The sequence below is a fragment of the Nonomuraea sediminis genome, from assembly GCF_018531495.1.
GTDB lineage: Bacteria > Actinomycetota > Actinomycetes > Streptosporangiales > Streptosporangiaceae > Nonomuraea > Nonomuraea sediminis.
Genome location: NZ_JAHDTI010000001.1, coordinates 1256200 through 1281814, shown reverse-complemented (window position 1 = coordinate 1281814; position 25615 = coordinate 1256200). Strand labels below are relative to the sequence as shown.

22 protein-coding genes and 1 pseudogene are annotated in these 25615 nt (G+C 68.4%); 4 read left to right on the top strand and 19 right to left on the bottom strand.

What is annotated here, in order from left to right:
- Positions 1 to 87 precede the first annotated feature (87 nt).
- Genes KIK09_RS05985 through KIK09_RS05940 form a run of 10 tightly spaced genes read right to left on the bottom strand, consistent with a single transcriptional unit; the run spans position 88 to position 9633 of the window.
- Positions 88 to 1461, bottom strand: a complete 1374-nt coding sequence (locus tag KIK09_RS05985) for an NAD-dependent succinate-semialdehyde dehydrogenase (protein WP_214317590.1) — start codon at positions 1459 to 1461, stop codon at positions 88 to 90.
- The gene (locus KIK09_RS05980; RefSeq protein WP_214317589.1) at positions 1458 to 2558 is read right to left on the bottom strand and encodes an iron-containing alcohol dehydrogenase family protein; all 1101 of its coding nucleotides are present in this window, start codon (positions 2556 to 2558) and stop codon (positions 1458 to 1460) included. The genes KIK09_RS05985 and KIK09_RS05980 overlap by 4 nt, the downstream gene beginning before the upstream one ends.
- A complete protein-coding gene (locus tag KIK09_RS05975) occupies positions 2555 to 3418 on the bottom strand; it encodes an NAD(P)-dependent oxidoreductase (protein ID WP_214317588.1) in 864 nt (287 codons plus the stop codon). Before KIK09_RS05975 ends, KIK09_RS05980 begins: the two co-directional genes overlap by 4 nt.
- The gene (locus KIK09_RS05970) at positions 3415 to 4824 is read right to left on the bottom strand and encodes an aldehyde dehydrogenase (protein WP_214317587.1); all 1410 of its coding nucleotides are present in this window, start codon (positions 4822 to 4824) and stop codon (positions 3415 to 3417) included. Before KIK09_RS05970 ends, KIK09_RS05975 begins: the two co-directional genes overlap by 4 nt.
- Positions 4824 to 5930 carry a mandelate racemase/muconate lactonizing enzyme family protein gene (locus tag KIK09_RS05965; RefSeq protein WP_214317586.1) on the bottom strand — a complete coding sequence of 369 codons (1107 nt, stop codon included), beginning with the start codon at positions 5928 to 5930 and terminating at the stop codon, positions 4824 to 4826. The genes KIK09_RS05970 and KIK09_RS05965 overlap by 1 nt, the downstream gene beginning before the upstream one ends.
- Positions 5927 to 6412: a formaldehyde-activating enzyme gene (gene fae, locus KIK09_RS05960; protein WP_250572770.1), complete on the bottom strand. Its 486-nt coding sequence runs from the start codon at positions 6410 to 6412 to the stop codon at positions 5927 to 5929. The genes KIK09_RS05965 and fae overlap by 4 nt, the downstream gene beginning before the upstream one ends.
- Positions 6412 to 7329, bottom strand: a complete 918-nt coding sequence (locus KIK09_RS05955) for a glycine betaine ABC transporter substrate-binding protein (protein WP_214317584.1) — start codon at positions 7327 to 7329, stop codon at positions 6412 to 6414. Before KIK09_RS05955 ends, fae begins: the two co-directional genes overlap by 1 nt.
- A 10-nt stretch (positions 7330 to 7339) precedes the next feature.
- Positions 7340 to 8059 carry an ABC transporter permease gene (locus KIK09_RS05950; RefSeq protein WP_214317583.1) on the bottom strand — a complete coding sequence of 240 codons (720 nt, stop codon included), beginning with the start codon at positions 8057 to 8059 and terminating at the stop codon, positions 7340 to 7342.
- Positions 8049 to 8993 (bottom strand): ABC transporter ATP-binding protein, encoded by a 945-nt coding sequence (locus KIK09_RS05945; protein WP_308163941.1) that lies wholly within the window; start codon positions 8991 to 8993, stop codon positions 8049 to 8051. Before KIK09_RS05945 ends, KIK09_RS05950 begins: the two co-directional genes overlap by 11 nt.
- A complete protein-coding gene (locus KIK09_RS05940) occupies positions 8986 to 9633 on the bottom strand; it encodes an ABC transporter permease (RefSeq protein WP_214317582.1) in 648 nt (215 codons plus the stop codon). The genes KIK09_RS05945 and KIK09_RS05940 overlap by 8 nt, the downstream gene beginning before the upstream one ends.
- A gap of 87 nt (positions 9634 to 9720) precedes the next feature.
- Here KIK09_RS05940 and KIK09_RS05935 point away from each other — a divergent pair, with 87 nt between their 5' ends.
- Positions 9721 to 10470: an IclR family transcriptional regulator gene (locus KIK09_RS05935; protein ID WP_214317581.1), complete on the top strand. Its 750-nt coding sequence runs from the start codon at positions 9721 to 9723 to the stop codon at positions 10468 to 10470.
- 6 nt (positions 10471 to 10476) lie between these two features.
- Here the strand turns inward: KIK09_RS05935 and KIK09_RS05930 are convergent, their stop codons facing one another.
- On the bottom strand, positions 10477 to 10815 hold the full coding sequence (locus KIK09_RS05930) for an SbtR family transcriptional regulator (protein WP_214317580.1): 339 nt from the start codon (positions 10813 to 10815) through the stop codon (positions 10477 to 10479).
- Between the two features lie 473 nt (positions 10816 to 11288).
- Here KIK09_RS05930 and KIK09_RS05925 point away from each other — a divergent pair, with 473 nt between their 5' ends.
- Entirely contained in the window at positions 11289 to 12515 is a 1227-nt protein-coding gene (locus KIK09_RS05925) for a tyrosine-type recombinase/integrase (RefSeq protein WP_214317579.1), read from the top strand.
- 4 nt (positions 12516 to 12519) lie between these two features.
- Here KIK09_RS05925 and KIK09_RS05920 read toward each other — a convergent pair whose 3' ends face one another.
- The 6 genes from KIK09_RS05920 to KIK09_RS05895 all read right to left on the bottom strand — a co-directional run bounded on the left by KIK09_RS05920 (position 12520) and on the right by KIK09_RS05895 (position 22204).
- Positions 12520 to 12795 (bottom strand): hypothetical protein, encoded by a 276-nt coding sequence (locus tag KIK09_RS05920; RefSeq protein ID WP_214317578.1) that lies wholly within the window; start codon positions 12793 to 12795, stop codon positions 12520 to 12522.
- Positions 12796 to 12832: 37 nt separating this feature from the next.
- Positions 12833 to 13609, bottom strand: coding sequence for a hypothetical protein (locus tag KIK09_RS05915; protein WP_214317577.1), 777 nt, complete (start codon positions 13607 to 13609; stop codon positions 12833 to 12835).
- A gap of 152 nt (positions 13610 to 13761) precedes the next feature.
- On the bottom strand, positions 13762 to 16839 hold the full coding sequence (locus tag KIK09_RS05910) for an alpha-N-acetylglucosaminidase (RefSeq protein ID WP_214317576.1): 3078 nt from the start codon (positions 16837 to 16839) through the stop codon (positions 13762 to 13764).
- Between the two features lie 14 nt (positions 16840 to 16853).
- Positions 16854 to 18686, bottom strand: a complete 1833-nt coding sequence (locus tag KIK09_RS05905) for a DUF4091 domain-containing protein (protein ID WP_214317575.1) — start codon at positions 18684 to 18686, stop codon at positions 16854 to 16856.
- 2 nt (positions 18687 to 18688) lie between these two features.
- The gene (locus tag KIK09_RS05900) at positions 18689 to 21592 is read right to left on the bottom strand and encodes a TIM-barrel domain-containing protein (protein WP_214317574.1); all 2904 of its coding nucleotides are present in this window, start codon (positions 21590 to 21592) and stop codon (positions 18689 to 18691) included.
- A 447-nt stretch (positions 21593 to 22039) separates the two neighbouring features.
- The gene (locus KIK09_RS05895) at positions 22040 to 22204 is read right to left on the bottom strand and encodes a response regulator transcription factor (protein WP_214317573.1); all 165 of its coding nucleotides are present in this window, start codon (positions 22202 to 22204) and stop codon (positions 22040 to 22042) included.
- A gap of 110 nt (positions 22205 to 22314) precedes the next feature.
- On the opposite strand from KIK09_RS05895, the pseudogene KIK09_RS60515 reads away from it, so the two are divergent.
- Positions 22315 to 22560 (top strand): annotated as a pseudogene (locus KIK09_RS60515) (transposase); the annotation flags it as partial.
- Between the two features lie 76 nt (positions 22561 to 22636).
- Here KIK09_RS60515 and KIK09_RS57430 read toward each other — a convergent pair.
- Positions 22637 to 22978, bottom strand: coding sequence for a hypothetical protein (locus KIK09_RS57430; protein WP_250572526.1), 342 nt, complete (start codon positions 22976 to 22978; stop codon positions 22637 to 22639).
- Between the two features lie 445 nt (positions 22979 to 23423).
- Here KIK09_RS57430 and KIK09_RS60510 point away from each other — a divergent pair, with 445 nt between their 5' ends.
- Positions 23424 to 23669, top strand: a complete 246-nt coding sequence (locus KIK09_RS60510; RefSeq protein WP_214318053.1) for an integrase core domain-containing protein — start codon at positions 23424 to 23426, stop codon at positions 23667 to 23669.
- Between the two features lie 108 nt (positions 23670 to 23777).
- Here the strand turns inward: KIK09_RS60510 and KIK09_RS05880 are convergent, their stop codons facing one another.
- Complete coding sequence (locus KIK09_RS05880; RefSeq protein WP_214317571.1) at positions 23778 to 25553, bottom strand: serine/threonine-protein kinase; 1776 nt, start codon at positions 25551 to 25553, stop codon at positions 23778 to 23780.
- Positions 25554 to 25615: the final 62 nt, after the last annotated feature.

Here is a 25615-nt window from a genome sequence, read left to right as displayed (position 1 = left end):
CCCACCAAGACCAACACAGCGCTACCTACGACATCGACGGCGGCCGGCTGTTCCTCCACTGACCGCCGCCCGCACGACCGCGAGCCGTCAAGATGTGAGATCGAGTGCGAGGTACTTGGTCGACAGGTACTCCTCGATCCCCTCGAAGCCGCCCTCCCTGCCGAGCCCGGAGGACTTCACGCCGCCGAACGGCGCGGCGGCGTTGGAGACGAGGCCACGGTTCAGCCCCACCATCCCGGTCTCGAGGCGCTCGCCCACCCGCACAGCGCGCCCGAGGTCGCGGGTGTAGAGGTAGGCGACGAGCCCGTAGGGAGTGTCGTTTGCCATCGCGAGCGCGTCGGATTCGTCCTTGAAGGTGGTGATAGGCGCGACCGGCCCGAAGATCTCCTCGTGGTGGATGCGGGCGGATGGCGGCACGTCGGTCAGCGCGGTCGCCGGAAAGTACGGCCCGGCCGCCCGACCGCCGGTCAGGACGCGGGCCCCGCGGGTCACCGCGTCGTCGACGAGCCCGGCGACCCGCTCCACCTGGCGAGCGTTGATGAGGGGGCCGAGCCGGGAGCCGGGGTCGGTGCCCGGTGCGAGCCGTACATCAGACATCCTGTCGGCGAAGCGGGTCGCGAACTCCTCGGCCACCGGCTCTTCGACCAGGAAGCGGTTGGCGGCCACGCACGACTGCCCGCCGTTGCGCAGTTTGGCCAGCAGGGCTCCCTCGACGGCGGCGTCCAGGTCGGCGTCGGCGAAGACCAGGAAGGGTGCGTTGCCGCCGAGCTCCATCGAGGTGCGCAGCACGTTGCCCGCCGCCTGGGCCAGCAACAGGCGTCCGACCTGGGTGGAGCCGGTGAAGGACAGTTTGCGCAGCCGCGGGTCGGCCAGCAGCCGCTCGACCAGCGGCGCGGGACGGCTGGTGGTGACCACGTTGACCACGCCGGGCGGGAGACCGGCTTCGCCGAGCACCTGGGTCAGCAGCAGGCACGACAGTGGCGTGTCCTCGGCGGGTTTGACCACAGCCGTGCACCCTGCGGCCAGCGCTGGGCCGAGCTTGCGGGTGATCATCGCGAGGGGGAAGTTCCACGGCGAGATGAGCAGGCAGGGCCCGACGGGCTGGCGCGTGGTGACGATGCGGAAGTCGCCGCCCGGGCTGACCCGGTACTCGCCAGAGATCCGGACGGCCTCCTCGGCGAACCACTGCAGGAAGTCGGCCGCATACTGCACCTCCGCCCACGACTCGGCCAGCGGCTTGCCCATCTCCCGCGTGATGAGCAGCGCGAATTCCTCGATCCTGGTCAGGAGCATGTCGCGGGTCCGTAGCAGCACGGCGGCGCGTTCCCTGGGCGGGGTGGCCGCCCACGCCTCCTGCGCGTCCACTGCCGCGTCCAGCGCCGCGGTCGCCTCGTCAGGACCGGCATCGGCAACTTCGTCCAGCACCTCGCCTGTTGCTGGATCCCGTACGGCGAAGCTCATCGGCCCTCCATTGCGGTGGTGAGCAGGTCGCGCAGTTCATTCTCGGTGGGTATGCGCGGCGTGTTGGCGGTCACGGAGTCGGCGAGCGCGACCGCGGCGAGATCCGCGACCATGTCAGGCGTGCAGCCGAGTTCGGCCGGGGTCGTCGCGGCTCCGACCGTCTCCACGAACTCCCGCACCGCCTCGACCAGGTCGTCCCGCTCCAGGTCCACGGCGATCCGCCGGTACGGCTCGCCGCAGGAGGGCACGTTGAACTCCAGCACCTCCCTGAGCACCGAGGCCAGCGCAAGCCCGTGCGGTGCGCCGGTCCGCGCGGTGATCGCGTGCGCGAGGCCGTGCACCAGCCCGAGCCCGGAGATGCTGAGCGCCAACCCCGCCAGATGGGCGCCGAGCAGCAGCTGCCCACGCGCCTCCAGATCGGTCCCGTCCTTCACGGCCACCGGCAGCCACCGGTAGACCAGGCGGACGGCCTGGTGCGCGTACGCCTCGGAGATCGGATTGCGGCTTCGGGAGGTGAGCGACTCGATGCCGTGCACGAGCGCGTCCACGCCGGTGGCGGCGGTCGCGCGGGCGGGCAGGCCGACGGTGAGCTCGGGGTCGAGGATGGAGACGATCGGCTGGGTGCTGGAGTTGCCCAGGTAGATCTTGCGGTGGGCGGCGGTGTCCTCGATGACGCCGAAGCCGTTGGTCTCGGCGCCGGTGCCGGCGGTAGTGGGGATCGCCACGATCGGCAGGCCCGGCCGTAGTCCTTCGGCACGGTAGTCGAGGTCGGCCGCGGCCACGCCCGGGTTGGCCGCGCCGAGTGCCACGGCCTTGGCGGCGTCCAGGCTCGACCCGCCGCCGAGCGCCACGACCACCTCGGCACGCCCGCTCGCGGCGATGGCCCGGGCCACCGTGTTCACTGACGGGTTCGGCTCGACCTCGGCGAACACCTCGGCTTCCGGCAGTACGGCGAGCACTCGGTCCAGGATTCCCGCCGCGGCGATACCCGGGTCGGTGACGACGAAGGCACGTGCGGATCCGACCGCCTCGGGGAGTCCGACCAGCGATCCGGGTCCGAAGTGCATGGTCCCGGTGGGGGTGAGCGTGAAGGTCATGCCGCGTCTCCGATGCGCAGGTCGAGTCCTGCCACTTCCTCGTACAGCCGCATGGGCGCCATCTCGCCCGCCAGGTCGCCGAAGCGGGCACGGCCGCGCCGGTAGATCTGCTCCACCAGCGCCGACAGCTCCACCGGGACGCCCACGTCGCGGCCGAGGTCGACGGCCAGGCCGAGGTCCTTGCAGGCCAGCGCCAGGGCGAAGGACTCGTCGTAGTCGCCGTCACGCAGCACGCTGAGCACGTCGCGTTCCAGGAAGGTGCTGTTGGCGGGGCTGGCGATCAAAGAGTCACGCAGGACGCCGAGGTCGACTCCCGCCTTGGCGCCCATGGTGAGGACCTCGGTGGTGGCCACCAGGTGGGCGAACCAGAGCAGGTTGATCATGAGCTTGACGGTGTAGCCGGCGCCGTGTGGGCCGACGTGCAGGATCGTCGACCCCATAGCCCGGAATATCGGCAGAAATCGCTCAAACAGCGGCTCGGGTCCACCGACGAAAATCTGCAGCGTGCCGTTCTGGGCGCCCTTGGCCATGCCGCTGACCGGCGCGTCCAGCCGGTCCACGGTGAAGACACGGGCGGCTTCGGGTGTGGAGGTGGACATGTCGATCCAGGTGGCGCCCGGCTTGAGCGTCACCTGGCTCATCACGGCGGTGACCTGCTTGGGCCCGGGGAGCATGGTGATCAGCACGTCGGCGTCGGCGACGGCTTCGGTGACTGAGTCCGCCCAGCGCGCGCCCAGGTCGAGATGCTCGGCCGCGGCCTCTCGCCGCAGATCATGCACGGTCAGGAAATATCCGGCCTTGAGGAGGTTGCGGGCCATGGGCCCGCCCATGTGGCCCAGGCCGATGAAGGCGATGTTCACAGCGCGATCCAGGTGGTCTTGAGTGCGGAGTAGGCGTCCAGGGCGTGCAGGCTCTTGTCCCGTCCGGTGCCGGTGTCCTTGAAGCCGCCGAAGGGGGTGATGACGTCGCTGGCGTCGAAGGTGTTGACCCACACCGTGCCCGCGCGCAACTGCCGGGCCACCCGGTGGGCGCGACTCACGTCGCGGGTCCACACGCTGGCGGCCAGTCCGTAGCGGGTGTCGTTGGCCAGCCGTACGGCCTCCTGCTCGGAGGAGCAGGTGATCACGGACAGGACCGGGCCGAAGATCTCCTCCTGGGCGATGCGCATGTCGTTGCGGACGCCGTCGAAGATCGTCGGCTGGACGTAGAGTCCGTCGGCCTGGCCGCCGGAGACCAGGTGGGCGCCTTCCTCGACGCCGAGGTCGATGTAGCCCATGACCCGGTCGGCCTGGGCCTGGTCGACCAGGGGGCCCATGGTGGTGGCGGGGTCGAGCGGGTCGCCGACGGTGAAGCTGACCTTGCCGATGGCCTCGAGCAGGTCGTCCTTGATGCGCTCGGAGACGATCACACGGGATCCGGCGTTGCAGGTCTGGCCGGCGTTGTAGAAGATGCCCCAGGCGATGGCCGAGGCGGCCGCCTCGAGGTCGCCGACGTCGTCCAGCACGACCTGCGGGGACTTGCCGCCCGCTTCGATCGACACGGCCTTGCCATTCGACTCCGCCGAATATTTCAGGAAATAGCGGGCGACCTCGGGTGAGCCCGTGAAGGCGATCTTGTCGACGGAGGGGTGGCGGCCCAGGGCGGCTCCGGCGGTCTCGCCGAAGCCGGTGACCACGTTGAGCACCCCGTCAGGGAGGCCCGCCTCGCTCGCCAGCCGGGCCATGAGCAGCGCCGACAGCGGCGACTGCTCGGCGGGCTTGAGCACGACGCTGTTGCCCATGGCCAGCGCGGGGGCGATCTTCCATGAGGTGATGATCATCGGGTAGTTCCACGGCACCACCGCGCCGACCACGCCCAGCGGTTCCCTGGTGACCAGGGCGAGCGCGTCGCGGCCTGTGGGGGCGATCTCGTCGTAGGTCTTGTCGACGGCCTCGCCGTACCACTGCAGGCAGGTCGCGGCGCCCTCGACGTCCACCCGGCGGGACTCGCCGATGGGCTTGCCGACGTCGAGTGTCTCGAGCTGGGCGAGCTCCTCGCGGTGCTCGCGCAGCATGTCGGCGAAGCGCAGCAGGACCCGCTTGCGCTCGCGCGGCGGCAGGTCGCGCCAGCGGCCGTCGTCGAAGGCACGCCTGGCGGCGGTCACCGCCCGGTCGACGTCGGGCGCGTCACCGGCGGCGACCTGGGCCAGCACCGAGCCGTCGCGGGGCGTGCGGTCCTCGAAGGTCTCCCCGCTCGCCGCCTCGACGAAGGCGCCGTCGATGAACATCAGATTTTCCAACGTTCCATTTCTCTCTCGTCCAGCACGGCGCCGATGCCGGGCACCTGCGGCACCTCGACGTAGCCGTCCGCGGTGACGTCCACGGGCTCGGTGAGCATGAAGTCCCGCCGCTCGGGTGTCCATCCAGGCGGATCGTAGGGGAACTCGAAGTACGGCCCGCCGCCGACCCCTGCCGCGACGTGCAGGTTCGCCAGTACGCCGATGCCGTTGGTCCAGCTGTGCGGGGTGAACATGCGGTGCCGCAGCTGGGCGACCTCGGCGATCGTGCGGGCACGGTGCATGCCGACGGCCAGCACCACGTCCATCTGATAGACGTCCAGCGCGTCGTGTTCCAGGTAGGACAGCAGGTCGCTGGTGGAGGGCAGCATTTCACCCGCCGCGATCCGCATCCCGGTCTCGGCCCGCAGCGTCCGCAGCCCGGCCATGTCCTGGTACGGCAGCGGCTCCTCCACCCAGAAGACGCCCAGATCCCGCAGCCGCTCCACGGTGGACCGGACGGAGGCGAAGTCGAGGGCGGGCTCGACGTCCCCGGCCATCCGCCAGGCCTGGTTGAGGTCCACCATGATCTCGAAGCCTTCGCCGAGCGCCTCGCGCACCAGGCGGACGGTTTCGATGCCTTCATCGAGGCCGTCGCGGTCAATGCGGATCTTCATGGCGCCGAAGCCGCGTTCGCGGGCGGCGAGCGCCGACTCGACCCGCTGCCCGGGCGACTTCAGCTCGCCGCTGGAGGCGTAGGCGCGCACCCGTTTGTGCACGTTGCCGAACAGGGTGGCCACAGGGAGCCCGGCGACCTTGCCGATGATGTCCCACAGCGCCACCTCCAGCGGCCAGTAGCGGCCGGAGTGGAAGTTCATCGTCTCGATGGCCCGCACGTGGCGGATGATGTCGAGCGGGTCGGTGCCGAGGAAGAGGTGCTCGAAGGCCTCGAAGCCATCCATCGTGTCGCCCGAGCCGATCCCGACCACGCCCTCGTCGGTCTCGACCCGCACGATGGTGGCATCGAAGTGGCGGCGCGGCACCGGGTCCCAGGCGGCGTGGAAGGGCGGGTCGAGCCGGAGGCGGAGCCGGTCGAGCCGAATGCTGGTGATCTTCATGGGGTGTAGAAGGGGTTGGCCGGGCTGTGCCTGGCGGCGAGCACGTCGTCCAGCGCGGGCATTCCCGTGGCCCCGGCTTCCAGCGCCTCTCTGGTGGCCACCCGGTTGTTGACGTAGACGGCGTCCGCGTCCTTGGCCTCGGGATTCACCCACACTGCGGCGATCAAGACCAGCTCATCGGGATTATTCACGATCCCGTCCGCGACAGCGTCCGCTACCCCGGCGGCCACCCCGGCCTGGGCGGGTCCCCAGGTGAGGGTGCCGTGGCCGGCCCCGGCGATGGCGGCCTTGTTGACGAACAGCGTCAGCGGCTTGACCGGCAGCCCCGGCTTCAGGACGGCCACGAACGGCGCGTGCCCCTGGCTGGGCGTGGCCAGGGCGGTGGCCCAGGCCGTGCCCGCCGGGCCGGAGCGGTCGCCGAGCACGGTGTTGACGTGCGCGGCCTCCGCTCCCTCCCCGACGAAGCTCTCCCCGATCTGCATCACTTGAGCAGTCCTTCCTTGTCCAGCCAGTCCTTGGCCACGTCCGCCGCGTCCTCGCCGTCGACGTCAACCTGGGCGTTGAGCCCCTGCATGACCTCGGTGGTGAGCTTCTGGGTGAGCGGGGCGAGGATCTGGGCGATCTGCGGATATTTCGTGAGCGTCTCCGTCTTGAGCGTGGGGGCGCCCTGGTAGACGGGGAAGAACTTCTTGTCGTCGTCGAGCACGGTCAGGCCGAGCGACTTGATCCGGCCGTCGGTGGTGAAGACCTCGCCGAACGTGCAGGTCTGGCCCTTGTCGGTCTCGGTGTAGATGACACCGGTGTCCAGGAGCTTGATGTCGTTCTTGGGCACGTTCAGGCCGTAGGCGGTCAGCAGCCCGGGCAGGCCGTCGTTGCGGGTGGAGAACTCGCTCTCCACGCAGATCGTCGGCTTGTCCACCTTGGCCAGGTCCGACAGCTTGGCGACGCCGAGCTGGCCGGCCTTCTCGCTGGCCACGGCGAGGGCGTAGGTGTTGTTGAAGCCCGCCGCGGGCAGCCAGGTGATGCCGTTCTTGTCCTTGTCGGCCTTGGCCACGGCGTCGTACTGCTGGGCGGCGTCCGGGATCGGCTTGTCGTTGCCCAGGTAGGTGATCCACGCGGTGCCGGTGTACTCCCAGTACAGCTGGATCTCCCCGGCCTCCAGGGCCTTGCGGGTGTTGGCCGAGCCCTTGATCTCCTTGGCCTCGGCGTTGGCGCCGTGCGCCTTCAGCAGTTCGGCGGTGATGTTGGCCAGGATGTTCTGCTCGGAGAAGTCCTTGGCGCCGACCACGATCGAGGCGCCTTGCAGACCGCCTGCCGTACCAGGGGATGGCTTGGACCCGCCGCCGCAGGCGGTCAGGGCCAGCAGCGCGGCGGCCGCGAGGACGAGGGGTTTGAACATGAGTGCTCCATCAGATGCCGTGGGGGCGGACGTACTTCTCTGCCAGCCCGGCCAGCCAGTCCAGGCCGAGGGCGATGACGGCGGTCAGCACGCCGCCGGTGACGAGGATGGGGGTGCGCTGCAGCTTGATCCCGGCGACGATGATGTCGCCGAGGCCGCCCGCGTTGATGAACGTGGCGACGGTCGCGATGCCGACGCAGATGACGATCGTGGTGCGCAGTCCTGCCATCACGATCGGGACCGCGAGCGGCAGCTCCAGCCTGCGCAGGATCTGCCCGCGGCTCATGCCCATGCCGCGCCCGGCCTCCAGCAGCGCGGGATCGACCTGCTGGATGCCGACGATCGTGTTGCGCAGCACGGGCAGCGCGGCGCTGAAGACCAGCGTGACGATCGCGATCTTCGTGCCGATGCCGAACAGGATCGACAGCAGCACCATCACACCGAGCGCCGGGGCGGCCTGGCCCACGTTGGCCACGCCCATGACCACCGGCGTGAGCAGGCGCGCGAACGGCCGCGTGAGGAGCACGCCGAGCGGGATCGCGATCACCACGACCAGCGCCGCCGCAACTGCGGTCAGCAACAGGTGGGAGACGGTGGCGTCCCGGATGAAGGACGCGTTCAGCACCCGGGCCTCCATGCTGTCCAGGTCCTGCGCCGACACCCACAGGTAGGTCACGCCCAGCGCCGCCAGCAACAGCAGGGGAATGCCGATGTTCCTCCTAGCGGCCATCGCCGCCCCCGAGCAGGCCGCTGATCGTCGCGAAGTCGACGGTCCCGCCCGCGACCCGCACGCTTGAGGTTCCGTGCCGGATCATCAGGTCCAGCGCGTCCCGCGCCGTCGCGTCCTCCGGTACGGCGGGCAGCCCGTTCTGCGGGCCCGGCCGGACCGCGAGCTTGGCCACTGGGATCAGAGCCAGCCGCTTGAGCGCCGCGGCCGAGCCGACGAAGCCCGCCACGTACTCGTCCGCGGGGTCGGCCAGGATCCGCTCGGGGGTGTCGTACTGCGCGATCCGCGAGCGCTCCCTGAGCACGGCGATGCGGTCGCCCAGCTTGATGGCCTCGTCGAAATCGTGGGTGACGAAGACGATGGTCTTGCGCAGCTCGGCCTGCAGTCGCAGGAACTCGTTCTGCAGCCGCTCCCTGGTGATCGGGTCCGTGGCGCCGAACGGCTCGTCCATCAGCATCACCGGCGGATCCGCGGCCAGCGCCCTGGCCACCCCGACCCGCTGCTGCTGGCCACCCGAGAGCTGCCGCGGATACCTGTCGCGGAAGCTCGCCGGGTCGAGCCCGACCAGGTCGAGCAACTCGTCGGACCGTCTGCGGCGCCGATCGGCGCTCCAGCCGAGCAGGCCGGGCACCAGCTGGATGTTGTCCGCGATCGTCAGGTGCGGGAACAGACCGATCTGCTGGATCACGTACCCGATGTGGCGGCGCAGGTCGTTGGGCTCCTTGGCCAGCACGTCCTCACCGCCCAGCAGGATCTGTCCACTGGTCGGCTCGATCAGCCGGTTGATCATCTTCATCGTGGTGGTCTTGCCGCAGCCCGACGGGCCGACGAAGACCACGAGCTCCCCGGCCGGGATGTCGAGCGTCACCTCGTCCACGGCCGGATGCGGCTGGCCGTCGTACTGCTTGGTCACCTGGATGAGCTGGATGTCAGACACGGAGCCCCCTGGGGGTGGTGATGCGGCGGAGGCCGACGAAGGCGAGGTCGAACAGGAGGGCCAGCAGGACCACACCGAGGGTGCCCGCGACGGCCTGGTTGAGCGCGTTGGCCGAACCGAGCCTGGCCAGGCCCGAGAGGATCTCGTTGCCCAGCCCCGGCCCCGCCACGTAGGCGGCGATCGTCGCGATCGCGAACAGCATCTGGGTCGAGACCCGGATCCCGGTGATGATCACCGGCCAGGCCAGCGGCAGCTGGATCCTGGCGACCACCTGCCGGTCGGTGAGCCCCATGCCCCTGGCCGACTCCAGGATCGCCGGATCCACGCTCCGCAGTCCGGCGATCGTGTTGCGCACGATCGGCAGCAGACTGTAGATGACCAGCGCCACGATCGTCGGCGCCCATCCCAGCCCCAGCAGGGGAATCAGCAGCGCGAGCAGCGCCAGTGAGGGGATCGTGAGCAGCGTGGCCGCCGTCGAGACGGCGACCGTACCGGCTCGCTCGCTGCGCCAGGTCAGCCCGCCCACCACTACACCGATCACGGTGGCCAGCAGGACCGACAGCGTCACCACGGCGGCGTGCTGCGCCGCCATCTCCAGCAGGTTGTCCCACCGGCGTTCCAGATATCTGGAGAAGTCCATATCTCCTCCCGTTCAGGTGCCGATGACGTTAAATGTGTGCAAACCTTGAACGCAACACTTGTTGTCCATATGGCACCTGGAGGTTTCATGGTCCGGACCAACGCCTCGGGCCTGCGGCGCGACCTCGAACTGCTCGACGTGCTCGCCGACCACGGCGGGGTCGGCGTCATGCGCGTGGCCGAACTGGTCGGGCGGGAGAAGACGCAGGTCTCCAGGGCGCTGGCCTCGCTGGCCGAGGAGGGCCTGGTCGAGCGCGACCCCGACACGCTGGGGTATCGGCTGGGCTGGCGGCTGTACGCGCTGGCCGCCCGGACCGGCGAGGCGCGCCTGGTCGCGGTGGCCGGGCCGTACCTTCGCAAACTGGTCGCGCAGATCCATGAAACCGCGCACCTGTGCGTGCTGCGCGGCGGCGACGTTCTCACCCTGCTCAGCGAGTCGCCCTCGCACGCCTTCCGCGGGGTCGGCTGGGAGGGCATCAGCGTCGCCGTCCCGACTACCTCGGCGGGGCGCGTGCTGATCTCAGACTGGGAACCTGCCGTGATCCGCGACTGGTTCACGCCGGAACGGCTGGCCGCCGCGGGCGCGGTCAGGTTCGGCGACACCGACGCTCTGCTGGAGGAGATCGCCCGGATCAAGGTGCGCGGCTACGCCACCGTGGACGAGGAGTTCGAGGTGGGGGTGGTGGGGTGTTCGGCGCCGGTGCGCGACTTCCGCGGGCGAGTCGTGGCGGCGATCAACGTGGCGGCGCCCAAGGGGCGGCTCGGCGACAAACTCGACGCTGCTGGACGCCTCACCGCCAAGATCGCGGGGGAGTTGACCGCCCGCCTGACCTCATGACTGGGGTCAGGCGTGGAGACCCTCCAGCAGCATGGTGAGATAGAGGTGGGCGGTTTCGGTACGGGCCGCGGGACTGCTGCCGTGGACGTTCGCGGCGTAGCCGATTCCGCACATGAGCGGGACCAGGTCGCTGGAGGTCAGGTCAGCGCGCACGACACCGGCGTCGCGGGCCCGCTTGAGCAGCCGTTCGCCGGCCGACCAGAGAGTCCGTTTCAGTTCGGTGGTGCGCGGCAGTGCGTCCGCGGACGCGGCGGTGACCGGGGCCAGGGAAGCGTCGGTGACCTGTGCCTGGATGGTGTGGGACAGGAAGCTGACCAGTGCCTGCCAGGGGTCGTCGTCGGCCAACGCCTGCTGTAGTCGATGTCGTGGCTGCGCCGCTCCAGGTACTGGACCAACAGGTCAGTGACCTTCTCGTTCCGGACGCGATAGTGGTCGACGAGCCGTTGTCGAGGGTTTCGAGCGCCTCCCGCCACCGCAGATAGATGTCCTCGGTCAGGTGCAGGTCGGCTTGTTCGGGGTTGAAGGTCTCGATCTTCTTCCAGAAGAGGTAGGCCAGGGTGTTGGCCAGGCCGCGCAGCTCGGGCACCTCGCGGAGCATCCCGGCGCGACCTGGCAGGAACGGTTCGACATCGCTGGTTTCAATCAAGCCCCGCCAGAACCTCGACTCCATCCTGGTGACCGTCCGCGCGTTCTACTTTGACATCCAGGCCTGGTCAGCGCACGAAGCGGAGCGATGGGCCCACTGGGCCGCGCCCTGCCCGATCCCGCATCAGGAACTGCGTGCCGGAGCCAAGCGGCGGCGCCGGACCCGGGAACGGATGGCTGACCAGACCCGCCAGCTGCAACCACTGCTGCCCGCCTTGACGCGCTACGTCGAAGACGCGCACGCCACCATGGCCGCGCTCCTGGCCGCGGCCGACACCCCGCCCGGCGAGGTCGTGGCGGTCGGTTCGCGTATCTACCGGCGCCTGTTCACCAACGCGGACCGGCGACGCGAACAAATGCACGGGTTCGCCAACATCCGGTTCCTCGACGAGGCGACCGGCAAGGCCATCAACGTCACGCTGGCCGAGGACACCATGTTCTGGCAGTGGGCGATTGTGGAGACCCTGCGGCACACCGGAGTGCGGATCGAGGAACTCCTGGAGCTCTCCCAGCTCAGCATCCGCCAATACCGGCGGCCCAACGGCGAAGTCGTCGCGCTCCTGGTCATCGCCCCTTCCAAGACCGACCGCGAACGCGTGATCCCGGTCTCCGCCGAGCTGTTCCACGTGTTGGCCCGCATCATCCGGCGGCTGACGACCGGCCGCCCGACGGTGCCGCTGGCCACCCGCTACGACGAGCACGAACGGGTCACCACCGAACCCCAACCGTTTCTATTCCAGCGGCACATCGGCCAACGCAACGAGGTCATGACCACCGGAGCGGTCCGCTGCATGCTCGACCGTGTCTGCCTACGGCTCGCCGAACAAGACGACCGGTTCACCGGCCTGAAGTTCGTCCCGCACGACTTCCGTCGCCTGTTCACGACCGATCTCGTCAACAGCGGCCTGCCCATCCACATCGGCGCCACTCTCCTCGGGCACCTCAACCTGGAGACCACCCGCGGTTACGTCGCCGTGTTCAACGAAGACGTCGTCCGCCGCTACCAGAGCCACCTCGCACGCCGCCGCGCGATGCGCCCTCAAGAGGAGTACCGGCCGACCACCGATCAGGAATGGCAGGAGTTCGAAGAGCACTTCGACAAACGCAAGCTCGAACTCGGCAACTGCGGACGCCCTTACGCCACCCCGTGCAGCCACGAACACGCCTGCATCCGCTGCCCCATGCTCCACGTCGACCCCAAGATGATCAGCCGACTCGACGAGATCGAGACCGACCTCCTCGCCCGCCGAGCCCGCTCCGAAGCCGAAGGCTGGCTGGGTGAACTCGAAGGACTCGACCTCACCCTCGGCTTCCTCGTCGGCAAACGAGAAGAAGCCCTCCGCCTAAGCCGGATCGGCCCCGTCAGCCTCGGCCTACCTACCCCCAGGGGTTCCGCATGATCAATCAGAACGGCACGTCAACGCCGAGGTCCCGCAACCTGGCCACCGCCAACAACAAGCACACTTCAGCGCTGGGACCGTCCGCCCTCATGCCCGAGACCAGCGGCCCGCCACTCGCTGCGAACGTCCAAGCAGGGCGGCCCTCGGCCAGCCTCTCAGCATCCACCCTGAGCATCGCATTCACGCCCTGCTCCGCGAGCCACTCCAAGATGAGCAGCGCCGCGTCCTCGATGCCGCGGCCCTGGTCAGCTTTCGGCCACCGGCCCTTCCGCCCGGTCACGGCAAGACCCTACCGACGAGCAAGAACGGCCCGCCGTTCACGTCAGCAGCCGGATCGACGGGACCTCCGCATCCACCGCGATCTCTGCCTTGCACTCCCCGCAACGCAGCTTGCTGGGACGCCTGACGTTCGTCTGGATCGAACCGTCGTCAGGCGTCTCTTGGTGCTCCTGATTGGGGCAGTAGCACCCGTAGTGGAGACGGACCCAATCACTCACGGGCTTCGACGGCCCACCTCGCTTGGCGTCCTTGAACGGCGCCCACCAGAAGTCCACCACGGACCTCAACATCAACCGGTCGTCCTGGCTCGTGACGTCGAACGCCGCGATCCGTGCTGCGGTGAAATGCTGCTCGTTCCTTCCACTCATGCAGACGGCCCGCTCAGCACCCCACTCCAGAAAGGTCGTTCGGCCGACCCGCTCACAGACGAAGCAGTCCAGGCTCAAAGCGATCTTTGGCTTCCAGAACAAGCGATCCCGGTGAGCTTGGTCGATCTCGGACAGGACCGCGCCGATCTCAAGGCTGCGCAACATCGTGTGATCGTCGCACAACTGCGACAACCGCGACACGGGCAAGTTCGACTTGACAGGTGCAGAGAAGTGCTGGCTACCTATGAGACTCACTTCAATGAGCATCGCCCACATCGCTCCCTGGGCCAGACCGCTCCGCTGCGAGCCCTTCCCGACCCGGTCGAGGACGATATCAAGGTCATTCGACGTGACCGTCTCGGTGAGCTGATCCACGAATACGTACAGGTCGCATAGGGTGGCCGAGTTCTTGGCACCCACAAGCAGGCGCCGGGTGACGGCGTACACCGTGGACAAGATCACGAAACATGATCCAGGCGACCCGGGCTGGCCGGACGAGGAGCTGCGCCCGCCTCTAGGTGGGGCGCGGCCGCCGACGCCGCACCCCAGGTCCAGGGTTCGGCCGGGGGTGCGGGCGTCGGCGGGGGCGACAGCGGCGATCAGGAAACGGTGAAGTCCTGGAACTCGGCGACACCACGGGTTCCGGTCCAGCCGTTCGCGGCCGTCATGAAGACGCCGACGTCCTGGTTGGCCGCAGGGCCGCCCGGGGTGGCTTTGCCGACCGTGGTCCAGGTGATGCCGTCTGGGCTGCACTCGCCGGTATAGGTGGCATCCGAGCGTGTCAGCCGCAGATACACCGGGGCGGTGTACGAGTCGGCGAGGCTGATCGAGTCGAACGTGCCGTTCCCGTCGGCGTCCCAGGCCAGTACGCATCCGTTGGACGGGGTCACCGCGAGGTTGACATATCCGCCTCCGCCTTGCTCCGGCAGGCTGTTGCGGGTGATCAGTCCAGCGCGGGCCCAGCCGCCGGTGTTGTCCTGCAGGGTGACCTTCACCGTGGCGACAGAGGCCACGCCGTACGCTCCGGCCCGATAGATCGTGCCGAACTCGTTGGTGCCGCCCCACAGGTCGGCGCCGCCGCCCTCGATGCCCAGGCTTGCCTCTGCCTGGCCGAAGACCGCGTCGTTGAAGCTCGCGCTCCGGTACGGCTCCGTCACCCCGGTCCCGGCCAGCAGGCGGAGCGCCGCGACGGCCGACCCGGGTGTGCCGCCCATCTGGTACGAGGCGCCCACGGGTATCTGTGCCACGACAGTGTCGGCCGGCCCGGTGAGCGTGACGGTGAAGCGGGCCCGGAAGGTCTCTCCAGAGGCGACCGACGCGGCGGTCACCACGCCTTCCGGCTTCGTGACGAGGCCCTTCGGAGGGGTGACGGACAGCGTCACATTCGTGGCCGCGGCGAACCCGTTGCGGTTGGTGAAGGACACGGTGACGGTGACGGGGCGGCCTTGCGCGACCGCCCCCCTGTCGCCGGAGGCGGTAAGCGCGACCTGGTACGGGTCGGCGGCCAGCGTGTCGCGCACCTGCTTCGCCAGTTGCTGGATGTCGCCTCTGACGCTGGTGGGGTAGGTGTCGTGCTGGTGCTCCCACCGGTCCTCCACCTCGAACCAGTCGATGTCGGCAGGCCGGCGGCCTGCGGAGAGCGCGCTGAAGAAGGTCTTCCACCGGGTCAGATACAGGCCTGTGACCAGGCCGGACCATTCCCGGTTGGCGTAGTCGTGCAGCCCTTCCTCACTGGCCTGACGGCCGCCCCAGGTGGTGATGAGCGATCGCGCGTCGTACTCCAGCTGGTCCTTCTCCTCCGCAGCGGAGCCCCAGGATCGGGCGTCGGCCAACCATCGGCCAAGCAGGTGCTGGTCGGAGGTGGCCAGTACGTCGTCCAGCAGCGTCATCCAGCCGAGCCAGGTCCGGCTGAGCGTGGTGAACAAGGCCGAATCCCCGACCTCGTATGCCGCCTTGATCTGCGGCAGCAACACCCGGCTGCGGTTGGACAGTACCTGGCGGGTCACGTCGAGCAGGTCGTACCGGTAGGCCGAGCTGTCCCGCAGCTTCGGCGCGACCTGCAGCAACGAGGTCAGCGCCGCGTCGAAGGCGGTGGTGTCGTAGCGGTCTGCCGCTGGACTCCACGCCGCCGCCTTGTCCGCGCCCAGGCTCGGCCGGGCTCCGAAGAGCCCGTCGGGCGCCTCGCTCCACCCGTCCGCGCGGCTCGTGCCGTACGCGGTGGCACGGATCGTCCGCCAGGCCGCCGTGGCGTGAGGGTCCGCGCCGCCGTACCGGGAGGTCGCATACGAGGCGAACCACTCGTCCAGGTCGATGGTGTCGGACGTCCAGGCCAGCTCGGTGAGCAACGCCAGCGCGGGAGCGTTGTTGTCGGCGCCCTCCGGCATCGCCGCGATCCCCGCCAGCGCGCTGCCCTTCTTGCCGCGCCACTGCGGGTAGAGACTCACCCAGTCGGGAGCGTTGGCGCCCATCGCGGTGTGGCCGCCGAAGTTCCAGATGCTGCCGAACGTGTACGGAGTGCCGCCCCAGTCGCTTTCCCTGTCGGTGACCGTGGGATAGCGGTCGGACAGACCGTCGACGATGAGCATCCTGCTCTTGTGGACCCCATCGAGGATCTCCTTGCGCGGGTTGGTCTGCCAGCCCAGCATCACCCAGATCGCCCCGGGGCGGGCCGCCGCCAGAGCCGTCTCGACGGCTCTGGCGGCTTCGCTGACCGGCACGTCGCCGGGGTTGCCGCCCTCATGGAGCAGGTCCATCTTGTACATCGTGCTGTCGCCGAAGCGATCCCGCTGCTTGCTGTAGAACGCCGCGGCGACGTCGGTGAAGGCGTCCGTGCGCGGATCGAGCCAGTCGGGGCGGGCGAAGGATCCCCAACTGCCCTGCGGGACGACGGACGCGCCCGGATTGCGGCGGACGAAGTCGTCAGGCACGGTGCCGAAATAGCCGGGTAAGACCGGTGTCATGCCCAGCTCTCGCACTCGGCTGATGATCTTCTTGGCGAGGGCGGCGCGTTGCTCGATGAGCTGCCTCGACACGGGGCCGCCGAAGTGTGACATGTTCTGCAGCAACCACCACGGCTGGTGGGCGGGAGCAGGGATCCAGGCTCGCAGTTCCTCGTCGGAGTAGCCGAACTCGCGGAACGTGTCGTAATAGACGGCGTCGCCGCCGATGTAGACGAGGACGTTGTTGATGCCGTGCAGGGCGAGCACGTCGAGTTCGCGTTCCCAGGCCTCCCAGCTCCGATACGGGCTGGTGTAGCCGTCGTTGGTGTCGTTGAGGGCGAACCTGTGCGGGACGTTCGCCGCTCCGGTGATCTCCTTGGCGGGGGCGGGCAGCTGCTTGGGCAGGTTGACCTGCTCGCCATTCCAGGAGATGTCCGCCAGGGCGACCTTGTGGAGGTAGGCGTTGAAGGCCGTGAGCAGCACCGCGTTGCTGGTGCCCTCCAGGGTGATCTGCCCGGTGCGGCCGGTGACCTTGAAGCGATCCTGGCCGCCGACGGCCCGCAGGGTGATCTGCTGGTGGTGGTCGGGCACGAGCCGCCGCAGCGCGTCCGCGGCGGCGGTGGTGTCGAAGCCCTGGTCAGCCGTTGCCGCGCGGGCGTGCTGCGCGGGGGCCGCCAGCATCGCACCGCCCAGCACGGCCATCCCGGTCAGCATCCGCCTGCGGGTGAGTTCGGTCATGAACGTTCCTTCAGTCATGAGGTCAGCCCCTTGACCACGGCCGCGCGCGCGGTCCCGATGTCGGTGACGTCCTTGCCGCGGCCGTCGAGGTTTCTGGTCGCGATGGCCAGGGCCTGAGTCAGGGTGTCGCTGTCTCCGGACTTCTCGCGCAGCTGCGCGACGAGTTCGTAGTCCTCGATGCCGTCTTTCAGCTGCTCCCAGCGGATGGACGACATCGGCCCGTTCAGGCCGGGGTAGACGAGGTACTCGTCGCCCTGGGTGAAGATGTGGACCGGCTGTTCGAAGGGGTGGCTGGTCCAGCTGTTGTAGGACCAGCGCAGGAAGCCGTCCAGGTGCCGCTGGGCGGCGATCCACGGAAGCATCCGCGCCTCGACGGCGGGCGAGTACGAGAAGGTGTTGGGGTGCGGCGGCCAACCGTACACATAGAAGGTCGTGGTCTTGCCGGCCTTGCGCCGTTCCTCCGCCTTCTCCGGGGTCATCTGGTCGATGCCGCCCCAGTCGACGGAGAGGTTGGACGCGATCGCCTCGGTGTTGATCGATCCGGCGACCGAGATGCGGTTGTCGAAGGCCGGGGCGACCTCGTGCACGAAGTCCTTGACGACCTTCATCATGTCGCTCGGGCGCTCGTCGAAGGACAGCCAGGTATGCTCCAGCAACCCCGTGGCTGTCACGTGCTGCTCGAAGGCGCGCAGGAACGTGCCCCACGCCAGGCGCCAGCGCTCGCCGCCCAGGTCGACGTACTCGTTGACGGTCTTGCCTGTGCGGGTGTCGGTGTAGGTGAGGTGCTCGCGATCCTGGAAGGCCAGCATCGAGTAGGCGCCGATGTCGGGCCCCAGCCCGTCTCTGCGCGCGGTCTCGACGTAGCGGTCCCAGCGGGAGAAGTCGAAGGTGAACTTCTCGCCGTCCCAGGCCCAGCCCACCATGCTGGAGTACGGCATGGCCGTCTGCGACTGCCGGGTGCCCAGCGACCACTGGTGATGCCAGGGGTTGTCCACGATGGTGGTGTTGATGACCTTCTGGCCTCGGTCTGCCAGATCCTTGTTGTAGGCCTCGATGAGGCTCCAGTGCCGGTCGGACCAGAGCTTGACCCCGTGGGCCTGGGCGATGGTCTCGGGCTGCGCCCACACGTCCAGGAAGAAGCGGTAGCCGGCGGGGTCGGGCACGGCGACGTCGGCGACCTCGATGGTCAGCGGGTAGCTGGCCTGGCTACTGCCGTCGGCCCGAACGGTCACCGTCCCCGAGTACGTGCCCGGCTTGGCGTCCTTGGGAATGCGGAAGGTGAACCAGATCGGCTGGGCGGCGTAGGCGGGCACGTCGATGGAGCTCCGCTCGTCGAGGGCGTCGCCCACCACATCCGGATTGCGGTCGCCGGAGATCTCCTTGGCGGAGCTGACCTGGTCGATGGTGGCCGACCAGTCGACCTCGCTCTTGGAGCGCTGCACGGGCACGTAGGTGACGAACCGCACCTTCGCCGACAGCTTCCCGCCGCCGGGGCCGGTCAGGTCGCCGACCACGGCCTCCACATCGGTGAGGCGATGTCCGGAAGCGATCGCCAGCTGTGCGGAAACCTGTTCGTTGCGCACCCCGGCGAGCTTCAGGTCCCTGGTGTCCTTTCCCTGGATGGCGGTCATCGGATAGCGGGGCACCCGCTGCTGTGATGAGGAGGCGAAGGACCCGGTGGGTACCCAGGTGATGGTGTCCCTCGTGCCCATGGCATCGGCGACCTTGACGGTCAACCACGGGGTGGTGTCCTGGTCAGCGCCACTGGTGACGGCTACCGCGGCGGTGCTCGCCGCGACGAGGGCGCCGGCGATCATGCCCGCGACGAATGAGGGGATGCGAGCCATGTTCAGCGCTCCTGGCTTTCGGCGGAGAATCCGGTGAAGAAGGCCTCGATCGTGGTGCCGGGGTAGTTGGCGTTGACAGCGCTGCCAATCAGCCCCGCGTCCCCCTGGCCGGTGGCCGAGGGCACTACGGCGGTGCCGACCTGGGTCCAGGTCTCGCCGTCCTTGCTGACTTGCGCGGTATAGGTGGTGCCGTCACGGGTGAGCCTCAGCTGGGCCGGGTGGAAGCTGGGGCCGCCGCCCGCCCAGGTGTCGAGCTTGCCGTCGCCGTTGCTGTCGGTCATGAACTCCAGGCCGTAGTTCTGGGTCATGACGAGCACCGCGTAGCCACCTTTGTCCTGCGCTGTCATATCGTTTGCGACAGCGATGCCGGCCTTGCCCGCGGGCGAGACGCTGGTCTGGGAGACCACCGTGGCCTGCACGGTGGACCTCTCGCTCACCGCGTCGTCGAGGTAGATGACACCCTTCTCGTCCTTCCACCCGGACAGGTCCTGTCCGTCCGCCCAGATGGCGAACTGATCGCCGCTCTGCGCGAACTTGGCGCCTGCGGTCGTGGCGGTGGTCTTGTAGGGGGCCTGCACGCTGCCGGGGGCCGGTTTGACCTGTACCTGAACGATCTCGGAGACCTGCTGTGCCGTACCGGTGACGGGGTAGCCGCCCCAGCGGGCGTCCGCGGCGGGAGTCACCTTCCAGGTGGTGGTCAGCGTCTGGCGGGGCTTGAGCGACCCTGCGGTGGCCGCGTCGGTCACCTCGGCCTTCCATCCGGCCGGCACCTCCAGACCTGCCGTGACGTTCGTGAGCGTGGTGTCGCTCCAGTTGGTCACCGTGGTGCTGACCTCGCACGGCTGACCGGGGCTGGCCACCACATCCGCCGCGCCGACCTGGACGGACACGGCCGGCACGTCATCGCGCTTCAGCGCGGCGATCGCCTTGTCGGCGCCGGCGGCCCGGAGGTTGACGAAGGCCGGGGTCACGCCGAGCGACGCCGCGTAGCCCTTGAGCGTGGCGGGACCCTTGATCGTCGTGCCCTGGTTGACGTCGTACCAGTGGCCGGAGGGCAGGTAGACGTCGCGGGTGCCGCCGGTGGACAGCTGAGGTGCGGCCAGTACGGCGGGGCCGAGCATCCACTCGTCAGGGACGGTGTATCCGCCCTCGTCCTGCGGGAAGTCGAAGAACAGCGGGCGCATGACGGGATCGCCGCTCTTGAGGGTCTCCTGCACCTGGTCCCAGATGTAGGGCGCGAGCCGCTCGTGCGTCCTGATGGCCTGCCGGTAGAGGTCCACGGTCTCCTTGTCGTAGCGGACCTGTTTGCCGGTCGTGACGTCGTTGGTGTCCACGGGCGAGGTCGAGGCGTACATCAGCGGCATCAGTGAGGCGGATTGCGCCCAGCGCACCAGTACCTCCTTGGTGGGCGGGGGCTGGCTGCCCGAGCCACCGATCATGTCGGACTCGACGAACGGGTAGCCGATGGTGGAGATCGCCAGGTTCTGGGATACCGAGGCTCGCAGGGAACTCCAGCCGGTGCCCTTGTCCACCTGACGGGTCACAAAACCAGAACTGTGCGCCGTCTGGTCCCAGTGCACCCGGATCCCGGCGCCCTGCAGGTCGTACTCGTCGGCGAGCTGGGCGCCCAGCTTCTGGTAGTCCGTGGCCTGGAGATCACCACGTGGCGAGCACTTCTCGTCGAAGAAGCGGGTGTCGAACTTCAGCCCGTCGATGTCGTAGGCGTCCATGAGCGCCTTGAGCTTGCCCTGATACCAGGCCTTGGCCTCGGGGTTGCCCAGGTCGACGATGCCCGCGGTGCCGTTCCACCAGGTCACCGTGCACGGCTTGGTGCTGTCGCCCGCGTCCTTGAGCAGGTAGTCGTGGTCGACCGCGTACTGGTAGTTGTCGGAGTCGAGGTTGATCCACAGAGTGACCCAGACGCCGAAGTCGAACCCCATGGCGTGGATCTTGTCGGACATCCCCTTGGGGTCGGGGTAGGCCGTGGCGTCGAAGGTCAGGTTCCCGTACTTGGACTCCCACTTGTCGTCGAGCTGGATGGCGTGGCCGCCCAGGCCGCTGTCGTGGAGGTCGGTGGCGTAGTCGAGCAGTTTCTCCTGGTTGACCTTGGTGTAGAACTGCGCCCACGAGTTCCACAGCGGCTTGGCGTACTGCTCGTAGGTGGCATCGCTCTGGCGGGGCTTGCCGACGATGCCGATGTAGTCGCGGTAGACCTCTCGAGGGTTGGCCTCGACGAACACCGTGGCCTGGTAGCGGTTGGGAGATTCGACGACGAACTGGCCTTCTCCCGCGTTGAGCGACACGTCCATGGTGGCACCGGTGTCGACCCATAAACCCGCCCCGCTGGAGGTGTACCAGAACGGGTCGAGCATCTCGTAGGACGCGGGGCCGAAGGCCGCGTGCTTGACCGTCCCGCTGCTGAGCGGCCAAGGCTGGTCGGTGTAGGGGCCGCCTTGCGGAGTCTCTGTCTCGCCGTGGCCGTACCAGTGACCTGCGGATTTCAGATCGTAGGCGAGCCCGAGCCGGTCCGAGCTACCGCCCTGTACCACCCAGCTCAGCTGGTAGCGGTCGGCCTTGGGCGTCAGCCGCGCCTGGACGGTGGCACCCTGGAGAGTGCTGTCGGAGGTGACGATGAGAGCGCCGTCCCGCCACGTCCAGCCGGTGACCCTGGTGGCGTGCTGCCACTGTCCGCCGGACCTGAACCGCAGGCCACCGGCGTCACCTCCGGGGCTGTCCAGCACAGTCTTTCCCGCGCGTCTGGTGGTCAGGGTCAGCACGTCGGTGGCGAGGTCGATGGTGTAGCCGGGGGAGGACTGCGTGGCCGGTACGGAGATGGTCACCGCACCCTGGCTCTGGCTCACCTTGGGGGAGTCGTCCGTGGCGGCTTGCGCGGGCGGTAACAGCATCAGAGGGAGTGCGGTGGCGGCTGGAAGCACGCCGAGGACTAAGGATCGTGTGCGCACGCTTAGGTACTCTCTGCCGGAAGTGCAATATTATGCTCGGTCCCGGGGATCATCAATCCGAAATGCGCAACCTGTCAACGGGGTGGCTCATGAACTTTTCGCAGTGTCCGGAGCGGGCCGGCCACGCGGCGAGACCATCGGCGGGCCGGACCCGGCGCCAGTCGACTTCCGGCGGATACCGGTGATTCGTGCACTGATCTGGGATTTCGCGACTCAACGGCATTTCTGTTCCTGTCGTTGAGCTTGGCTCGCACACCCTCTCAAACGGGGAGAGCGTGGGCATGCGACTGCGCCGTGGTGTCCTCTGGCCGTCCAACTGGGAATTCCAGGTTGGGGGGATTGCGCTTGTGTGTGACTTCGAACGCGGTGTCCTGGTCCAGGCGTGTTCTGTCACCGGGATGGGGCCACCAGGCGGGCCTCGTAGGCGATGATGACGAGCTGGATGCGGTCGCGGGCGCCGAGCTTGGAGAGCAGGCTCGCCACGTGAGCCTTGGCGGTGCCGGTGCCGGTGCCGGTGCTGATGTGCAGGTGGGCCGTGATCTCACCGTTGGACATTGCGCCTACCGAAAATTTCGCCCGCCCAGCTCACGGGCTGTGAGCGTCGGATGGCGTGCGCGAACTCCGGCCTCAGCAGAGGTTCACGTCCAGGGAGATGGTGTGCGGGGCGGCTGTTGAATCGCGCGAGTTGGGACACACCGGGCGCGATGAGCGCCATCCGCCGCTTCGCCATCGCCCGTTTGGACACCGCCGCCCGGCCCGGCAGCCTGACCGTGGGAGTGCTGGATGAGTCCGGCCAAGAGAAGAAGGGCACCGCCACCGCCGGGTTCAAACGTCAGCACATGGGCTGCGCGGGTGGCATCGACAACGGCATCAACATCGTGCATGTGGCCTACGTCCGCACACCCGGTGGTGAACCGCCCTTTACCCATGTTGTGCTGCCGCCCGGGGGGATACCGGTGCCTGGTCCCGCTGCGCTTCGTGACCGGCCTACGCGTGCCGGGATGCGCGTTTGTACTCGTTGTACTTGTCGCCCAGCAGGAGTTGGATGTCCTTGTTCAGCGCGGCCACCACCTCGCGCGGTGGCCTTTCCGGGCCCTGACCGGCGATCGTGGCGAACCATTCCGCCAGCACGTCTCCTACACTGGGCGAGTGGCGTGCCAGGCAGGGCCACGCGGGAATGCAAATCGGATCGTTCGGGGCTGCCCCGAGTTCTTCGAACTTCGAAGTGGGGTAGGTCAGGTGGACGTTCCACCCTCCGGGCATTGACTGGGCGCTGTAGATGCGGATGCCGTCCCGCTCTGCGAGCCGCTGCAAGGTCTGTGAAGACATGGCGACCATGATGGCACCGGCGCGCCGTCAGGCTGAGGGGATTGAGCCGACACCCTGGCGGTTGCAGTGCCGACCACGCCGCAGCCATGATCCGCATCGCATCGATCGACTACCTCACCCGGCGGATCACCCCAACCTGGCGAGACGCGTAACCGGCAATCAATCATGAACTTCGCTTTTCGGATGCCTTCTCAGAAGGAAACGCGGATGACTAGCGCAGCGGGCATGCCGAGGGCGGTGCCGCGTGCGGGTGTGGGTGGACGGGTGCCGATAGGTGTCACGGGCGCGCTGCTGCACCTCGAGGGGCACCGGCTCGACGCGTACGAGTGGCCATCGCCCGGCGATTCGCGTCCGCGAAGCAGGATGAATCGCAGTCGATCGCGGATGCGAGGCAAAGCCTGCTTGACGTGCATAGATGTAGTTTTCGGCAGGCGCAGAGCGGGTCATCGGCACCCTCCGCCGCGAACTCCTGGACCGGATCCTGATCCTCAGCGAGCGCCACCTGGCCCTCGTGCTCAACGAATACCTGATCCACTACAACAGACACCGGCCGCACCAGTCCCGGCAACAATGCCCTCCGGACGCCGCAACGCAGCCCGCCCGGGATGTGACTGAACTCAACGACATGCGGTTCATCCGCCGAAAACCCGTCGTCACAGGCATGATCAGCGAGTACCGTCACGTCGCTTAACCGCAGCTCAGGCCACGTAACCCAATATTCGAGCGGTACACGATCACGGCTGTCGATTTCCGAAGTCGTGTGCGCGGATTCCCGAACTCCCGTGCAATGCCGTGGGTGTTAACGAGTGCGCTGCTCTATGAGGACCTTGGCGATCTCCACCAGCGCTTCGGCCTGGAGGTAGGGGTTGCTGATGGTACGGGCCAGGCGTTCGGCGGCGGCAGGATCCAGTGCGGCCAGCGCTTTGGCGATCGTGCATAGCTCCCGGCTTGGATCGGCGGACCTATAGGGGATGGGGGCCAGACGGAGGGCGTCCGACAGGAGCGCCTTCGCTTGGGCCGGGTCGCGTTCCGCAGCCGCGGTGGCGATCCTGCATAGCGTCTCGATCTGCTGGTAGGGGTCGCTGATGGTGCGGGCCAGAGTGAGGGCGTCTGACAGCAGCGCCTTCGCTTGGGCAGGGTCGCGCCTATTCACCACCTTGGCGATTTCCACCAGCGCTTCGGCCTGCAGGTAGGGGTCTCTGATGGTGCGGGCTTCCGAAACGGCGAAGGAGGGGTTGTGCACTGCCAGCAGCCCGGCGAGCTCGCGCCGCTCGTCGGCGTCCGTGTGGAAGTCGCGGATAAGCCGGACCGTGGTTTCGTAGCCGGAAGTCAGCAGAAATGCCTCGTAGGGCTCCCGCTCCTCAATCAGTCTGGCGAGGCCCCTCATCGCTGCGCCTTGTTCACGTATGGAGGGGATGGCGCGGGCCAGGCGTTCGGCGTCGACGATCACCTGCCCGGCCCTGGCGGGGTTCCACTCGAGCGCCGCCCGGGCGACCTTGGCCAGGGCCTTGATCTGGATCCGTTGCAGCTCGCCGATCTCGAACTTGCGCTCCCCGAAGCGGGTGCTGTGCGCCAGTTGTTCGGCCTCAGCGATCAATTCTCTGGCCCTGACGGGATCCCGCACGCCCACCACTCTGGCGATCTCCGCCAAAATCCCGGCCTGCACGTGGGGGGTACCGGCAATCATGTCGGGAACAGCACGGGCCAGATTTTCGGCGTCGGCGAGGAGCACGTCGGCTCTCGGCTCGTCGGTGGTGAGGGCGCGGAGTCTGGCGGCGACGGTGTCGGCGGCGGGCCTGGCGGAGGGGTCTTTGGCCAGGAGGGTGAGCAGGTAGGTGTCGAGGGCTTGGGGGATGGCGGGCCGCAGGCTGCTGGGTGGTGGCGGGTTCTTGTGCAGGATCTGGCCCGTGATGGCGCGCAGGTCGTCGGCGGGGAACAGCAGATGGCCGGTGAGCAGGTGGAACAGGGTGGCGCCCAGGGCGTAGACGTCGGCGGCACCGGTGACGGGCTCGCCGAGCAGTTGTTCAGGTGGCATGTAGGCGAGGGTGCCGATCCCGGCGCCGGTCGCTGACAGGCCAGCGGTCGCGCCTCCCAGCCGGGCGATCCCGAAATCGCAGATCTTCAGTGTCCCGTTGCCGGCGAGCATGAGGTTAGACGGTTTGATGTCGCGGTGGATCACCCTGGCCGTGTGGGCGGCCGCCAGGCCCTCGGCGGCCTGCGCGCCGTACTCCAGCACCATCGCGATCGGCAGCCCGCCGGGATGGCCGCGCAGCAGCGCGGCCAGGTCCGGGCCCTTGAGCAACTCCAGCACCAGGAAGAGCTGACCATCGTGTACACCGGTGTCGTGGACAGTGGCGATCTTGGGGTGGTTGAGGCGGGCAGCGGCCTTGCCCTCACGCCGGAACCGCGTCAGCGCAGTGTCCACGGCTTCGCCGGTCCAGTTCGCCAGCATCACCTTCACCGCGACCTCGCGTTCCAGACGCAGGTCAGTCGCTCGCCACACCTCGCCCATCGCCCCGCGGCCCAGCCGTTCGGCCAGCCGATACCGGCCCGCGAGCTCTTGCCCGAGCTTCATCCGAGCCTTGTAACGGGGCTGTCCGTCATGCCGCACAGGATCCGACGCGCTCGCGATGGTCG